Source organism: Erythrobacter longus, from assembly GCF_000715015.1.
GTDB classification, from domain to species: domain Bacteria; phylum Pseudomonadota; class Alphaproteobacteria; order Sphingomonadales; family Sphingomonadaceae; genus Erythrobacter; species Erythrobacter longus.
Genome location: NZ_JMIW01000002.1, coordinates 218,988 through 234,065 on the forward strand (window position 1 = coordinate 218,988; position 15,078 = coordinate 234,065).

General features: G+C 58.7%; 16 protein-coding genes. 8 read left to right on the forward strand and 8 right to left on the reverse strand.

Features of this window, described 5'->3' with window-relative positions:
* Nucleotides 1-6: 6 nt before the first annotated feature.
* The 4 genes from EH31_RS07005 (at nucleotide 7) to EH31_RS07020 (ending at nucleotide 3,063) form a co-directional block, all read left to right on the forward strand.
* Nucleotides 7-549: a GNAT family N-acetyltransferase gene (locus EH31_RS07005; protein WP_034959372.1), complete on the forward strand. Its 543-nt coding sequence runs from the start codon at nucleotides 7-9 to the stop codon at nucleotides 547-549.
* A 91-nt stretch (nucleotides 550-640) separates the two neighbouring features.
* On the forward strand, nucleotides 641-1,189 hold the full coding sequence (locus EH31_RS07010) for a DUF1285 domain-containing protein (RefSeq protein WP_034959374.1): 549 nt from the start codon (nucleotides 641-643) through the stop codon (nucleotides 1,187-1,189).
* A 9-nt stretch (nucleotides 1,190-1,198) separates the two neighbouring features.
* Entirely contained in the window at nucleotides 1,199-1,798 is a 600-nt protein-coding gene (locus tag EH31_RS07015) for a CoA pyrophosphatase (RefSeq protein ID WP_034959376.1), read from the forward strand.
* A gap of 71 nt (nucleotides 1,799-1,869) precedes the next feature.
* The gene (locus EH31_RS07020; RefSeq protein ID WP_034959377.1) at nucleotides 1,870-3,063 is read left to right on the forward strand and encodes a CCA tRNA nucleotidyltransferase; all 1,194 of its coding nucleotides are present in this window, start codon (nucleotides 1,870-1,872) and stop codon (nucleotides 3,061-3,063) included.
* 128 nt (nucleotides 3,064-3,191) lie between these two features.
* Here EH31_RS07020 and parC read toward each other — a convergent pair whose 3' ends face one another.
* The 7 genes from parC to EH31_RS07045 all read right to left on the reverse strand — a co-directional run bounded on the left by parC (nucleotide 3,192) and on the right by EH31_RS07045 (nucleotide 10,695).
* Nucleotides 3,192-5,483, reverse strand: coding sequence for a DNA topoisomerase IV subunit A (parC, locus tag EH31_RS07025; RefSeq protein ID WP_034959378.1), 2,292 nt, complete (start codon nucleotides 5,481-5,483; stop codon nucleotides 3,192-3,194).
* A gap of 87 nt (nucleotides 5,484-5,570) precedes the next feature.
* Nucleotides 5,571-7,298, reverse strand: a complete 1,728-nt coding sequence (locus tag EH31_RS07030) for a caspase family protein (RefSeq protein WP_034959379.1) — start codon at nucleotides 7,296-7,298, stop codon at nucleotides 5,571-5,573.
* 373 nt (nucleotides 7,299-7,671) lie between these two features.
* Nucleotides 7,672-7,779, reverse strand: coding sequence for an enoyl-CoA hydratase (locus tag EH31_RS17800; protein WP_199797004.1), 108 nt, complete (start codon nucleotides 7,777-7,779; stop codon nucleotides 7,672-7,674).
* 40 nt (nucleotides 7,780-7,819) lie between these two features.
* A complete protein-coding gene (locus EH31_RS17210; RefSeq protein WP_081853275.1) occupies nucleotides 7,820-7,927 on the reverse strand; it encodes an enoyl-CoA hydratase in 108 nt (35 codons plus the stop codon).
* A 247-nt stretch (nucleotides 7,928-8,174) separates the two neighbouring features.
* Nucleotides 8,175-8,510 carry a 2Fe-2S iron-sulfur cluster-binding protein gene (locus EH31_RS07035; RefSeq protein WP_034959381.1) on the reverse strand — a complete coding sequence of 112 codons (336 nt, stop codon included), beginning with the start codon at nucleotides 8,508-8,510 and terminating at the stop codon, nucleotides 8,175-8,177.
* Between the two features lie 4 nt (nucleotides 8,511-8,514).
* Nucleotides 8,515-9,597, reverse strand: coding sequence for a cysteine desulfurase family protein (locus EH31_RS07040; protein ID WP_034959382.1), 1,083 nt, complete (start codon nucleotides 9,595-9,597; stop codon nucleotides 8,515-8,517).
* 108 nt (nucleotides 9,598-9,705) lie between these two features.
* A complete protein-coding gene (locus EH31_RS07045) occupies nucleotides 9,706-10,695 on the reverse strand; it encodes a cysteine desulfurase family protein (protein WP_034959384.1) in 990 nt (329 codons plus the stop codon).
* Between the two features lie 134 nt (nucleotides 10,696-10,829).
* On the opposite strand from EH31_RS07045, the gene EH31_RS07050 reads away from it, so the two are divergent.
* Together EH31_RS07050 and EH31_RS16840 are read left to right on the forward strand one after the other, a co-directional pair.
* Nucleotides 10,830-11,486 carry an alpha/beta hydrolase gene (locus EH31_RS07050; RefSeq protein ID WP_034959385.1) on the forward strand — a complete coding sequence of 219 codons (657 nt, stop codon included), beginning with the start codon at nucleotides 10,830-10,832 and terminating at the stop codon, nucleotides 11,484-11,486.
* Between the two features lie 374 nt (nucleotides 11,487-11,860).
* Nucleotides 11,861-12,535, forward strand: a complete 675-nt coding sequence (locus EH31_RS16840; protein WP_051699042.1) for a TonB family protein — start codon at nucleotides 11,861-11,863, stop codon at nucleotides 12,533-12,535.
* A 31-nt stretch (nucleotides 12,536-12,566) separates the two neighbouring features.
* On the opposite strand, the gene EH31_RS07065 is transcribed toward EH31_RS16840, so the two are convergent.
* Nucleotides 12,567-12,803, reverse strand: a complete 237-nt coding sequence (locus tag EH31_RS07065) for a hypothetical protein (RefSeq protein WP_034959387.1) — start codon at nucleotides 12,801-12,803, stop codon at nucleotides 12,567-12,569.
* Between the two features lie 100 nt (nucleotides 12,804-12,903).
* On the opposite strand from EH31_RS07065, the gene EH31_RS07070 reads away from it, so the two are divergent.
* Together EH31_RS07070 and EH31_RS07075 are read left to right on the forward strand one after the other, a co-directional pair.
* Nucleotides 12,904-13,266 carry a DUF3597 family protein gene (locus EH31_RS07070; protein ID WP_034959388.1) on the forward strand — a complete coding sequence of 121 codons (363 nt, stop codon included), beginning with the start codon at nucleotides 12,904-12,906 and terminating at the stop codon, nucleotides 13,264-13,266.
* Nucleotides 13,267-13,447: 181 nt separating this feature from the next.
* A complete protein-coding gene (locus EH31_RS07075) occupies nucleotides 13,448-15,073 on the forward strand; it encodes an FAD-dependent oxidoreductase (RefSeq protein WP_034959389.1) in 1,626 nt (541 codons plus the stop codon).
* Nucleotides 15,074-15,078: the final 5 nt, after the last annotated feature.

Here is a 15,078-nt window from a genome sequence, read left to right on the forward strand (position 1 = left end):
GGCGCGATGTCTGAAACAGCTACCCTAGTCCCGCTTTCGGCGGTTCCGCCTGCCATGATCGAGGAATTGCTCGACCGTGTGTTTGGCGATGACCGCCATGCCCGCACCGCTTACCGCATTCGCGCCGGGATGGAGTGGCTCGACGCTTTGTCATTCGCAGCGCTTGATGAGGACGAAATGCTGGTTGGCACGATCCAGTGCTTTCCCGTCGGGCTCCAGGCGAAAGACGGGGCACGCGTGCCGCTCGTGATGGTTGGCCCCGTGGCAGTGGTGCCCGAACGCCAGGGCGAAGGGTTTGGCATTGGCCTTATGATGGCGATGCTTGATGCAGAAAGCCGCATGGCAGGCGAAGGCTCTCCAGTGTTCCCGCAAATCCTGATTGGCGATGAAGAATATTATGGGCGCTGGGGCTTTACCGCTGCTGCAACGGGGGGCTGGAAATGCCCCGGCCCCTATGAAACGCAGCGACTTCTGGCGCGCGGCGCGGCCCTTGCACAAATGCCGCAAGAGGGCATGCTCGGGCCTTGGACAGGGTTGAAACCTTCCTGAACCCTTGCGCGATTGGCGAAGTCGTAATTTGCCCTTGGTGTGCAAATGCACTTTCCTACGCCCCAAGCTTCTGCCATCGACTTTGCCAACTATGCCATACGAACCGCCACCCTATCTCGCTGAACTCAGCCTCGCTGAAATCGCTGCCCAAGTGGAGCAGCGCAAACTTCCCCCGGTTGAAAACTGGGCTCCGCAAAAGCTGGGTGACAGCTTTATGCGCATTGCTGCTGATGGAACGTGGTATCACGAAGGCGATCCGATCCGCCGCCCAGCGATGGTGCGCGCGTTTTCCGGGCTGTTGACGCGCGATGATGCTGGGCAACACTGGTTGGTGACGCCATTTGAAAAGCTTACAATCGAAGTCGACGATGCGGCATTCATCGCGGTTGATTGTGTCGCAAAAGGCGGCGACCTTGCCTTTCGTCTGAGCACCGATGATCTGGTTGTGGCCGGCCCTGACAACCAATTGCGCGTTGCGGGCGATCCCGACACCCCTGCAATTTATCTTCACGTCCGGCGCGGGCTCGAAGCGCGTCTAAACCGCTCGACTTACGCGCAGCTTGCTGAAATCGCGCTGGAAACCGGCGGAGATGATTGGATTGTGTCCAGCCAAGGCGCGCTCTTTTCGCTTCAGGGGTAGGCGCGGCGAGTGGACAGGGATTTATTCGAAAAGCTTAGCGGCCTTTATGATGATGGCCACGCAAAAGAGCTGAACGGCCTGTTGGACGACGCCGAGCTTGCCGATGGTGAGCGCGGAACGCCAGCCGCAGTCCTGATTGCTGTCACCGACCGGCCAGAGCCGGGCGTACTCCTGACACAGCGCCCGCGAGGAATGCGCGATCATCCCGGCCAAGTCGCCTTTCCCGGTGGCAAATGCGATCCGGGCGAGGATGCGGTTACCGCAGCTATTCGAGAGGCCGAGGAAGAGCTTGCCCTGCCCCGCGATCAGGTGCGCGTCATCGGGACCAGCGATCTTTATCGCACGGGCACGGGCTTTGACGTCACACCCGTGCTTGGCGTCGTGCCACCAGACTTGCCGCTCATCCCCAGCCCATCCGAGGTTGAGGCGTGGTTTGAGCCCCCGCTTGCGCTGCTGCTCGACCCTGCCAATTGGACCACACAAGAGGTGTTCTGGAAGGGCCAAAACCGGCGCTATCTTGAGATGGAGTATGAAGGTTTTCGCATCTGGGGCGTGACAGCTGCGATCATCGCCAATCTTGCGCGCCGGATCGAATGGGCCATTGACTGAGCAACATCGGTATAAACGCAGCTTGTCGAAACGCGGCTTTTCTGTTTAGCGCTCTTCCCACTGTGACACGCATGCTTTCCACCACTCTACCTGGCGCTGATTGGCCCCGCCGCGAAGGGCTCAAACTGCTGATCCAAGCCTTGGGCGCAGACAATATGCGCTGGGTGGGCGGCGCCGTGCGCGACACTCTTTTGGGCTCTGAGGTTCACGATATTGACTGCGCGACCACCCTCACCCCCGATGTGGTGATCGACAGATGTGCAAGCGCTGGCATCCGCACCGTCCCCACCGGGATTGACCACGGTACGATCACCGCAATCCTTGATGATGGAGGAGGCGCAAAGTTGACGGTCGAAGTCACCACCATTCGCCGCGATGTTTCAACCGATGGCAGGCGCGCCACGGTCGCCTTTGCCAAGGAATGGCGCGAGGATGCGGCCCGCCGCGATTTTACGATCAATGCGCTTTACGCTCACCCGGAAACCCTTGAAATCGAAGACTACTTCGGCGGCCTTGTCGATTTGAAAACCCGCCGCGTACGCTTTATCGGACAGGCGCGTGAGAGGATTGCAGAAGACCACCTTCGCATCCTTCGATATTACCGGTTTCAGGCGCGCTTTGGTGCTGAGCTCGACGATGAGGCGGAGCAGGCTTGCGCCGAACTCGCTGGCACGCTCAAGGGCCTAAGCCGCGAACGCGTGGCCGATGAATTGCTGCGTCTGCTGGCCCTGCCTGATCCGGGCGCGACGGTGCTGCGAATGTTCGAACGCGGCGTTTTGCCGGTTGTGCTGCCCGAGACGTGCAAGGTGCATATCAAGGCGCTTCATTCGCTGATCAAAGGTGAGAGCGAGCAGGCGATCGCAGGTGATCCGATCCGCCGCCTGGCTGCGCTTCTCCCACCCTCACCCGACGTTGCCGAAGGGGTGGCCGCACGCCTCAGGCTGTCACGCGCTCAGCGCGCACGCCTCGTTTCGGCATCGGAGAGATTGGCAAGCGACGCTGAGAACCCGCAAACGCTCGCTTACAATCTCACTGTGCCGTATGCTGTGGACCGGCTGCTTTTGCTGGGCGAGGACGCGCGTGAACTTGCGACATGGGAACCGCCGAGGTTTCCTCTCAAAGGCGGCGAAATCGTTGCGCGCGGGGTAGCGGCAGGCCCCGAAGTCGCCCGCATTTTGCAAACGGTAGAGCGCCAATGGGTCGCCGAAAGCTTTCCCGATGAGGCACGGATTGAGGCAATTTTGGCGGAAGTGCTTGCGGGTTAGGCCTTCGCAGGCCCACCCCGCTGCGACTAAGCCAGCAAGCTGACAAGTCTCGCTCCCCTCCCGCAAGCGGGAGGGGTAAGCTCAGTTTTCCGTGCCTTTTCTCAAGAGCCGTTGGGGGTGGGCAAATCCTAGAACCGGTTGTCCTTCGGGAACCCTTGCGGCGGCATCCGTCCGGCGGCACCGCGTGCGACTTTCCATTGCCAGATATCGCTTTCGGTGCGCGTGCGCTCACCCGATCCGCCCATCTGCCAGCTTAACCCATCGGCAAGCGTGAAGGTCGTCGCATCGCTCAATCCACCGTCGCGATAGCGTTGCAGCATCACGCCCTGCCCCCGGGCCATGACCGGCATCTCTTCCATATTGAAGACGATGAGCTTGCGGTTGTCTCCCACCGCCGCCACGTGATCGTGGCCCTCGGGAATTTCGCGGATCACCTGCAGCTTGGCGCTTCCCTTAAGGTTCACCACCTGCTTGCCCTTTTTCGTCTCCGCGATAAGCTCTTTCGTCTCTGCGATAAAGCCTTTGCCATTGCTGGAAGCGAGCAGCAGGCGGCCTTCAGGTTTGTGGACGAGCATCGAGGCGATGCTGCTTTCAGACGGCAGGTCGATCATATTGCGCACCGGCTCACCAAAACCGCGAGCGCCCGGCAATTTGTCGCACCCAAGCGTATAAAACCGCCCGTCTGACCCTGCGATCAACAGCTTATCCGTCGTCTGCGCATGGATGATGAAGGCTTGTGCGTCGCCCTCTTTGTATTTGAATTCCTGGGTGAGATCGACATGACCTTTGGCGCCCCTGATCCATCCCTTTTGGGAGAGGATAACGGTCACAGGCTCTTTTTCAATCATCGCGTCCATCGAAAATTCAACCGCAGGCGCGGCCTCTTCGATGCGCGTGCGGCGCGCACCAAGAGCTGTATCCTCGGCATAATCCTTGCGAAGGGCGCGCAGGTCCTTTTTGAGGCGCGTGCGTTGGCGTGCGGGGCTTTCGAGGAGCTTGTTCAGCTCTTCCTGCTCTTTGAGAAGCGTATCCTTCTCTGTGCGCAGTTCCATCTCTTCCAGCTTGCGCAAAGACCGCAGACGCATGTTGAGGATCGCCTCGGCCTGACGGTCGGTAAGCGCAAACTCGGCCATCATCACTTGCTTGGGCTCGTCCTCGTAACGGATGATTTCGATCACCCGGTCAAGGTTGAGGAAGGCGGTGATATAGCCTTCGACCAGCTCCAACCGCCGCGCAATCTGATCGAGCCGATGCTGTGTGCGGCGTTGCAGAATTTCGATCTGCGCTGCGGTCCAGTTTTGCAGGAGCTCTTTTAGCCCCATGACCATCGGCGTACGGGTCGCATCGAGCACATTCATATTGAGCCCGAAGCGCGTCTCCATATCGGTAAGCTTGAAGATGCTCTCTTTCAGCAAATCCGGATCGACATTGCGGCTGCGCGGGACAAGCACGATGCGAATGCTCTCATCGCTTTCATCGCGCACGTCGTCGAGGATCGGCAGCTTCTTGTCGGCAATGGCTTGCGCGATCTGTTCGATCAGCTTGCCCTTTTGCACCTGATACGGGATTTGCGTGATGACAAGCTGCCATTGCCCCCCACCAAGGCGCTCAATGCCCGCCGCCTGATCTTCCGCTTTTTCAGCCTCAGGCGCGTTGAACACGCCGCGAAGGCGGAAACTGCCCCGCCCGGTGCGATAGGCCGCCGAGATAACCTCTTTGCTGTCCACCAATTGCCCGCCGGTCGCAAAGTCCGGCCCCTGCATCAGCTCCATCAAACGCTCATGCTCGACATGGGGGTTGTCGATCAGCTCAAGCGTTGCATCAATGATTTCAGCGACATTGTGCGACGGGATATTGGTCGCCATGCCCACCGCAATCCCGCTTGCCCCATTGGCGAGCAGATTGGGGAACAGGCCCGGCATAAGCTCAGGCTCTTCTTCCTCGCCATTATAGGTCGGGATGAAATCGACGGTCCCTGCGTCCAACCCTTCCATCAACTGCATCGCGGTCTTTGTCAGGCGCGCTTCGGTGTAGCGATAGGCGGCCGCATTATCGCCATCGATATTGCCAAAGTTCCCCTGCCCCTCGACCAGCGGATATCTCAATGAAAAGTCCTGCGCCAAGCGAACCATAGCGTCATAGGCAGCGGTGTCGCCGTGAGGGTGATATTTACCGATCACCTCACCCACAACGCGGGCGGATTTCTTAAACGTGCTGTCGGGGGACAGCTTCAACTGGCGCATGGTCCACAAAAGCCGCCGGTGAACCGGCTTCAACCCATCACGAAGATCGGGGAGCGAGCGCGCGGTGATCGTCGAAAGCGCATAGACCAGATACCGCTCAGACAAAGCGGCATCAAAAGGCGCATCAACAATCGCGTCGAACGGATCGGTATCATCAGGTGTCGTGGGATCGGCCATGTTCCCCGCTTAGCAAGGTCGCGCCCCCGGTGGGAGAGCAGTTTCCACAGAGAATAAACGGTTTTGGGATTGAGCCGCCGGGACGGATCAGGATTGGCTTTGAGAGCGGTTGCAATTCTCAATGCGGGCTGCTCCCTTGATGCCGGTTTCATATTCGAGCGCAATCTGCATCGAAATCATTTGTGCGCACAGACCCGATTCAAGGTCGCCGCGAGATAGCGCCTGACGCATCCAAAACCGCGCATCCTTGATCGAGCGCGGTGCCGTCCACCCACGCTCTGCTGCAAGGGCAAGGTGCGCAAAGGCATCTGGGTAACCCGCGGTCGCGGCAACCTCGCAATGCGGCACCGCATCGCTGTATTGTTTTTCGCGGACAAAGATCGAGCACAATTGCTGGTCGGCATCGCTGCGCCCGACCTTAGCCATGCCTTGCAAAGCAGCGATAAACACATCCGCCTCTTCAGGAACTGCGTAGACAAGACCATAATAGGCATAGGCATAGCCCGCCTCAGCCGCGAGACGTTGCTGGCGAACCCCTTCGATATAATTGGGTGACTCGGTGTGCTCCGCTGCGCCGATTAGCACGCGCGAATAATGGCCGCGCGCCTTTGCATAATCTTGTTCTGCCGCCGCCTTGTAAAGTTCAAGTGAGCGCACACGCTCCGCATCATCGCGAGCGTTCACCCGCAGGAAATAGGCAAACTCAAGTTGGCCGTAAGGGGTGCCTTGTGCAGCCGCCGCCTCGAGTGTTTTGCGCGCAGCGTCCAAGTCCTTGGGAACGCCAAGGCCAAAGTGCTGCATATAACCAAGCAGATAGGTCGCCAGCGGATCACCGGAGGCAACCAGCGCCCTGATATCGGCAACACTGTGCTCGGCCAGAACGCGCATCACAAGGATCGGTTCATCAATCCGACCCATTTCATCAAGCGTCAGATTTATCGGTCGCGGGAGCTGGACGGCTACCGGCTCAACACGGTCAGATGCCGGTGGCGCCACATCAAAAATCGCAGGCTCCAGCGTGAAAAACGTATTGGGAGACAGTGAGTTATAGGTGAAAGGCACTTGCAACGGCCAAAATCCCTCAGTGCGCTTGAGCACACCGTCGCGGATGGAATTAAAAACGATGCTTACATCCATCCGAGGCACTGTCACCTTCTCGGCAACTTCGGCTGCAAAGGGGCTCACATCCTTTGGCGGAGGCGCAGCATCATATGCGGGGACGCCGCGCCCGGTTGAATAGAGCACGCCAACGCGCGCGCCCGGTTCAAAGTCAAACTCACGCATCCCGCCGGAGGCCGCCTGACGCGTTGTGGGCTCGATGATCACGGGCGCTGGCGCACTCCGGGTGATCGCATCTGAGCGCGAGGATGCCTCGGTCACTTGCCCATCGGTGCGGCACGCATCGAGCATAAAGATCGTCGTGCCTTCATTATACAGGCGCTCGGCAAGCTTTTCGAATTCGATAAAGGTCCGATCGATCTCATCAGAACGAGCCGACAGCCCTGCGTCCACCGGCACAAGGTAATTGCGCCGCCCGTATTCAAACCCGTGTCCGGCAAAATAAAAAACCACGATTTCAGCATCACCGATCGAATTGCTGAAAGTGGTGAGCGCATCGCGCATCTCTTGCCAGGTTCCGTTGGAAACGGTGGTGACTTCAAACCCGATTGCATCAAGCGATCTGCCGACCAGCGCTACATCATTGGCCGGGTTGGGCAGTTTCGTCCAAGAATTGCCCTCCGCGCGCTGCTGATAGTCGGAATTGCCGATCAAAAGCGCATATTTGCCAGCAGCATGAGCCACTGAAGACGTCATCGCCAGCCCTGTCAAAAGGACGCAAAGAATGAAGCTCTTGAGTCTGCAAAACATGCCTCAGCTTACCACGATTTAACGCGTCAGGGGAGGTGCAAACACCCCTAACACAAAGAAAAAGGGCGCATCGGTCCTTTAGGGGAGAGAAACCGGTGCGCCCTTTGCGGGGGGACTGTTTGAGGGGTCGGCGGGGCGGATCAGGCGATGATGCCGGGATTGCTGAAAAAGATGACGGTCGCAAGGACTGCCGAGGTCGAGAGGATCGAGAGGGCGGCGGCGTAAAGGTTGTTCGTGCGGGGCATTGTGGGTCTCCGGATTGGCAAGGGGACTAGGGGATTGGGGAATAGAGGATGGGGTTACCGGGACCCGTCAGCGATCAGGCAAATGCGAGCGGGCTGGCGGGTACGATGGCATAGGCAAACAGGCTAGCCGAGATAACGACTGAAAATGCTGCGGCGAGGAGGTTGTTAGCGGCGATAGTCATTTTGAAATTCCTTTGAGTTGAGTGTTTGTCGAGATTGAAATTAAGCGAACATCGTGGGGCTTGCCGGAACGATGGCGTATGCAAGCAGGCTGGTTGAAACGATGATTGAAAGGGCTGCTGCGAAGAAGTTGTTTGCTGTGTTGGTCATGGTTCGTCTTTCCGTCTGATAAAGTTACTGTGGTCATTTGCGGCTTGTTTCCGCTGTATGCCAACTACTTTGCAGACACCGTGCCAAACTCGAAAAACCGCAGAATTCCGGGGTTCTTGCAGCATCACCCAGACACGCAAAATGCACCCAATCCCAGCGGTTGGGAGATTTTACCAATGTTTAGGATTGGCTTAATCAGCCATTCAGGCGGGATCGTTATGGTCCCGGCTCTTACAGTCCGCGCGGCTTACAATCCGCGTGCATCGTGGCTTTCGCCCGGCACCTTGACGGTTAGGCCGTCCATCTCTTGCGTGACGTCAATCTGACACGACAGGCGCGATGTGCGCCGTGCACCGGCTGCGAAATCGAGCATGTCCTCTTCCTCTTCGGAAGCTTGGGCCAGTTTCTCAAACCACTCGGCAGCGACAATCACATGACAGGTAGAACAGGCCATTTGCCCCTCGCACGTCCCTTCGAGCGGGAGGCCGGCGGCCTGACCAAGCTTCAGAAGATTGTCACCCACCTCGCCTTCGCATGGCACGGGCGCCCCTTTGGGATCGATAAAGGTCACTTTGATTGTCATGAGATTAGCCCCAGAGCTCCTGGTCTTTTGCAGCCGCCAATATCGTTTTGGCCGCCAAGTCAATTTCGTCCAGCGTCGTGTAACGCCCCCAACCCAGCCGGATTGATGATTTCGCCTCGGCATCGGTGAGCCCGATCGCTTTCAGCACATGGCTTGGCCGGCCTGACCCGCTCGCACACGCGCTGCCAGCCGAGAACATCACGCTCCGGCAATCCGACATAAGGCGCGCCACGTCCAGCCCGTCCTTACGGATGTTCATATTGCCATACCAGCGCGACGCCTCGCTGCCATTAAGGGTCCAGCTGCCAAAATGGTCGCGCGCACGGGTCCACAAGGCTTCGACATGGGCGGCGTCTTGCTCCATCCGTTCCTTGGAAAGCGCAGCGGCCGCGCCAAATCCGGCGATGAGCGCTGGCGATAAAGTGCCAGAGCGAAGGCCATGTTCCTGCCCGCCGCCGGTTTGCACCTGTTCTAGCTCCACCCCGTCGCGCACCCACAAAGCGCCAACGCCCTTGGGCCCGTTGAGCTTATGCGCAGAGACCGCGAGCATATCCGCGCCCGCGACGGCGATCTTGCCATAAGCCTGCACCGCATCGACGAGAAAGAGAGCATTTTCCTGTTTGGCGCGGCGCTGCCAATCGAGGGTGGGCTGGGTCGTACCGATTTCATTGTTGACCTGCATCACCGCAATCAGACGGGTCGCTTTGCCCAGATCCTGCGCCGGGTCACAAATGCCGTCGCTGTCCACGTCCAGCATTTTGGAAAGCCCTGCATCGCGCGCCGTGTCTCCGACGGCCGAATGTTCGATGGCCGAGAAGGCAACGTTGCCCTTCCCACTGGTGCCGCGAATGGCGAGGTTAAGCGCCTCAGTCGCGCCGCTGGTGAAGATAACTCTGCCGCCAGCAGGGAAAAGCGCCGCCACGGTGTCGCGCGCCGCCTCGATTGCGGCGGCGGCCTGACGGCCCATTTTGTGAGACGAATGCGGATTTCCGAAGCCGATGCCGTCTGGTCCGTCGAGATAGCGGATCATCGCATCGCGCGCTTCTGGGGCCAGGGGCGTGGTGGCTTGGTTGTCGAGATAGATCATGTGTCGCACACCCTAATCCAAATCTTCGTCATGCTGAACTTGTTTCAGCATAACCGTCTCCGCCTGATGCAAGGGTTATCCTGAAACGAGTTCAGGATGACGCCTCTTTCAAGAAAGGCTGCGCCATGCCTCCAAGAACCGGTCCAAATCCACAGTGGTCGTGTTCCAGCCAAGGCTCACCCGGATGGTGCGCGCGGCGACCTCATCGCTTACGCCGAATGCATCGAGCACGCGGCTTTTCTTGAGCGTTCCCGAAGAACACGCGCTCCCAGCGGAGACGGCAATGCCCATTGCGTCCAAGCGGATCAGGAGAGCCTGCGCGCTCATGCTCGGATGCGCGAGCGCGAAGATGTAGTCAGTCTGATCACCAAAGGTCAGGAGGTCATCGCCTAACTCCTTGGCAAAACCGGCCCGTTCTTTCGGCGTGGTCAGCCAATCACCCGCCTCAAGCGCGCTCGCAAAGCCGAGGGCTGCGGGCATGTTCTCGGTGCCCTGACGATAGCCGCGTTCGTGCCCGCCCATGGGCTCTAGCAAGGCCCAATCGCGCACCAGAAGCGCGCCAATGCCAATCGGGCCGCCCAGCTTGTGCGCGGAAACCACCAGCATATCGGCATCGGGCAGGTCGAGCTTGCCCGCCGACTGCGCGCAATCGGACAAGAGCACAGCGCCCGATGATTTGATCGTCTCTGCCATCTGGGAGACAGGGTTGATCACGCCGGTTTCGGAATTGACATGCTGGACAGCCAGAAGCGTCGAGGCGTCAAATGTGCTTTCGTCCGAGGAGATTTCAGCATCGGGCGCCGCGCGAAACACCGCGTCATGCTCCACCGCGCTTACTATCCGGCGGCTCGCCTTGGAACGATTGAGCGCAAGCCATAGCGATTCGCTGGCCCCGCTGGTGAAGATGACCTCGCCGCTCCATGAAAGCGCCGCCTTCACCCGCGCCCGCGCATCTTCGAGCGCGTTTTTGGCGCGGCGGCCCTCCGCGTGTGGGCTGGATGGGTTTGCCCAAAGCGCAAAGCCTTCTTCCATTGCGGCGCGTGCTTCGGGGCGCAGCGGCGTTGTTGCAGCGTGATCGAGGTAGATACGGTTGGTCAAATAGAGGCCTTATTGCGAACGATTCTTAATAAATTGCACTTTCTCACAAGTGCTTATATAGAGAGCTCACCCGCTGGCACCAGCCGGTGCAACGTCGTAGTTTTCAGCGCAACTCATTTCATAAAGGGTATTTGATGCCATCCGTCATCTTTCCCGGCCCAGAGGGCCGTCTCGAAGGTCGTTTTTCCCCGCCACCGCGTCCCCGTGCTCCTGTGGCGATGATCCTTCATCCTCACCCAGAAGGCGGCGGCACGATGAACGACCGGATCGTTCAACGGCTCTACAAGACCTTCACCGATCGCGGCTTTGCAACGCTGCGTTTCAACTTTCGTGGGGTTGGCCGCTCACAAGGGTCATTCGACAATGGCATTGGCGAGCTTTCCGATGCAGCGTCCGCGCTTGACTGGGTGCAATCGATCCACCCCGAGGCGCAGCAAACCTGGGTTGCGGGGTATTCCTTTGGCGCTTTGATCGGCATGCAATTGCTGATGCGCCGCCCTGAGGTGCGCGGGTTTATTTCCGTTGCGCCGCCTGCGAATATGTATGACTTCAGCTTCCTGGCACCCTGCCCCGCTTCCGGCATTTTCGTGCAAGGGGCAGCGGACACAGTGGTTCAACCAAGCGCTGTCCAAAAGCTCGTCGACAAACTGCGCACGCAAAAGCACATCACGATCCATCACGACGAAATCCCGCGCGCCAACCATTTCTTCGAAAACGAAATCGAAGAGATGATGGGCAGCGTCGACAATTATCTCAATTTCCGCCTGTCGCCGGATTGTCCGATTAAATAAGAGTTTCGTGGTTACGCCCGCATCCGCGGTCGTGTCCTCGCTCGATGTCCTCCGCTACGCTGCGGACCCGCTGCGGGCGGGCGGTCGCCCTTGCGACGCCTGCGGCATCGAATTTGCGTGGGTCATCGGGTTTGCTGCGGAAAACGGTTTCGCCAGAAACCGCAAGCACGACCGCGCGCCCGCAGCGGGGGCAGCTTGCCTGCCCGTCTAGCGAGGACTAAGTCGCGGATGCGGCTTAGAAAATCAAACAACAGTATTAAAAAACAACGGGTTGCACCTTGCGACGGGTCGCGCTTTGCAACTCGATATTGCTTGTCACTCGCAACAACTCCTGTCAGCCTCCACTGATCGCACATCATGAGAGGAGAGAATTCATGAGCTACGCGAACACAGCAAGCCGCCCCAACCCCCTCGCCGCCGTTGGCGCATTGGGCGTGCCTGCCACCTTTGGCTTGATCCTGATTGCGGGCCTCGCGGTCAAACATGTCATGGTCCCGCCCATCCCCAACCCGGACGCAACCAACATCCCCGATGTCGTCGTCACGCCCAAACCAATCGATGATGATCTTCCGCCAACCGATACCAAATCGACCTCAACCCCGGTGCCGATGCCCACATACACAAGGCCACAAAGCGATCTGGATTTTGACCTTGGCCCGGTTGGCCCCATCACACCGGTCGGTGAGTTTGATCCGGGCTCCTTGCTGGGTTCGGACGACTTCACCGGCTCGCTTCCGAAGTTAGAACCGCTGTTCGATCCTGTGGCTGCGGCCCCTCGCGGCAATCCTGCCAACTGGATCACGACCGCCGATTATCGCAGCACCTGGATCAGGCGCGAGCTTACCGGCACAGCACGCTTTACCTTGAAAATCGATGCAGGCGGCAGGGTCACTGATTGCAGGATTACGGGGTCGACGGGTCATGCCGCGCTTGATCAGGCGACCTGCGCTCTCATCGAAAGGCGCGCTGTATTCAACCCGGCCAAAGGCACCGATGGCAAGGTCACGGCGGGCACCTATTCCAGCTCAGTAAACTGGCAAATCCCCTAGCCAACTGAGCAGGCAGCAAACGGCCGGGGCGTTACTGCGTCTCGGCCGCCTGTGTTTCTTCGGCCTGTGTTTCTTCGATGAGGTCAACCGGCGAACTGCCATCTGATGTGGGTATGGTCCAGATCAAGACATTGCCAACCGCGATGACGGCCAGAACCACCATAAGCGCAGGCTGTTTCACCTCGCCTGTTCGCCGCCAATAGAGGTAGGCGCCAAGCACCAAGAAGATCGCAGCGAGCATCACGAGCGAGAAAACCAGATCCGTCATACTTTTTCGCCCATCATACTTTTGTCATCAGTTGTAAATGCTCTGGCAAAGCGTTGCAGAGGACGCTAGCCTCCCCGCAACACCTAAGATGGAGGGACATATGGGAATTTTCAGTTCAATTTCTAACGCGATTTTCGGCGACGACGAGGAAGAGAAAAAGGCCGCAGCAGCGCCTGTCGCAGCGCCGGCCGCACCAGAGCGCGCAGCGATCAGCGCGGATGACGTGGCCGCTCGCATCGGCAGCATTCCAGGTTCAGACAAGCTCAACTGGCAGACATCAATCGTCGACCTGATGAAGCTTGTGCGCATTGACCCAAGCTATGAAAACCGAAAAGCTCTGGCGATTGAAATGGGCAACACCGATTATTCGGGCACTGCCGAAGACAACATCGCGCTGCATAAAGCTGTCTTGAACCAGATGGCAGCCGCTGGCGGTATCGTGCCGGCTCACCTGAAAGACTGATTTAGCTGCGAAATCCTGTCGCCTCCGATATCGGCTTCAGGAAAAGCGCCTAATTCTAATTGCGCCGCCATGCCTGTTTCAGGGATGGCGGCGCTTTTATTTGCGCTTCTTGCCGCCAACTGATGGTAGTCTTGCGCCAGATCACTAAATCATATGCTGACAAGCGATCAGGAGCCGCGCGATGGAACAGTTGGGAAACGATCTCGAAACGATGCGGCGCGTGCCGCTTGCAGATGCGCATGTTGATGCAATCTGCGAAATTGGCGAGGAAAAGATCTATCCGGCGGGTAGCATCGTTGCCGACATCGGCGACCGGATGGACACCTTCGTTTACGTGCTCGACGGCGAGATCGAGGTAGTCGACCAATACACCGGCAAACGCCTGATGGAAGCCTCGCTTGGTCCGACCCAGTTTATGGGGGAGATCGGATTTCTCAACCGGGGTGCGCACTATCTCAAGATGCGCGCGACCTGTGACACCAGAGTTATCGAAGCGCCACGCGAGCAAATGCTTGAGCTGATGAGCCGCGTGCCTGAATTGTCTGACCATATCCTGACCGTCTTTGCAGCGCGCAGGCGCAAGCAATTCGAGCTTTCCAATGGCTCGGTCAAAGTCATCGGCGCTGATCGCGATGCGAAGGTTCAGGAAGTTGAACGGTTTTTGTCGCGCAACCGCATCCCTTTTTCCAGCTACGACATGGACCATGGCGACCGCGAAACGCTCGAGGCGTGCTCCATCGTCAGCCATGAGCCGGGCGTCATCGTTGGCACCGACACGAAACTGGAAGACCCCAGCCCTCGCAAAGTGGCGCAGTACCTGGGCCTTGATCTCGATATCTGCTCCCAACGCGAATTTGACCTTTTGATTGTCGGCGGCGGGCCAGCCGGTGTCGCCGCAGCGGTTTACGCTGGCAGCGAGGGGCTCGAGGCATTGGTGATCGAGGATACGGCTGTTGGCGGGCAAGCAGGCACGTCTAGCCGGATCGAAAACTACATGGGCTTTCCCACCGGCATCAGCGGCACTGATCTCACATGGCGCGGCCAGATTCAGGCGATGAAATTTGGCACGCGCTTTGTCATGCCGCGCCGCGTTGTCGATGTCGAACGGCGCGAGGATGGAAGCTTTTGCGCAAAGCTCGACGATGACGACGAGATTTGCACAAAGTCGATATTGGTCAGCACCGGGGTGCAATATCGCCGCCTGCCCCTCGACAATCTTGAAGAGCTTGAAGGTGCAGGCGTGTTCTATTCCGCCACGGAAATGGAAGCGCGCTTCTGCTCCAACACCGAGGCAGTGGTCATTGGCGGGGGCAATTCCGCAGGGCAAGCTGCAATGTATTTGAGCCGGTCAGCGGCGCATGTGCATCTTGTCGTGCGCTCCGACAGTCTGGCGGCGTCAATGTCGAGCTATCTTTCGCGGCGGCTTGAGGCCGATCCGCGCGTGACAATTCACTACAACACGACCGTCACACGCTTGCATGGAGAAGACTGGCTGAGCGGGGTCACATTTACATCACCGGGTGGAGAGCGCCCGATAGATACGCGCGCACTGTTCATCATGATCGGCGCTGCTCCCAACACGCAATGGCTGGGCGGGCTGGTCGAAACAGATGACAAAGGGTTCGTGATCACCGGTGCGCAAGCAGGCCGGGAGAGCCCGTTTGAAACGGGCACAGACGGCATCTTCGCAGTGGGCGATGTGCGATCTGGTTCCGTCAAACGCGTCGCAAGCGCCGTTGGCGAAGGGTCTGTCGTGGTCAGCCGGATTTGGTCCTATCTTGACAGCTTACGCGGCGACGACGGCTGAAAATT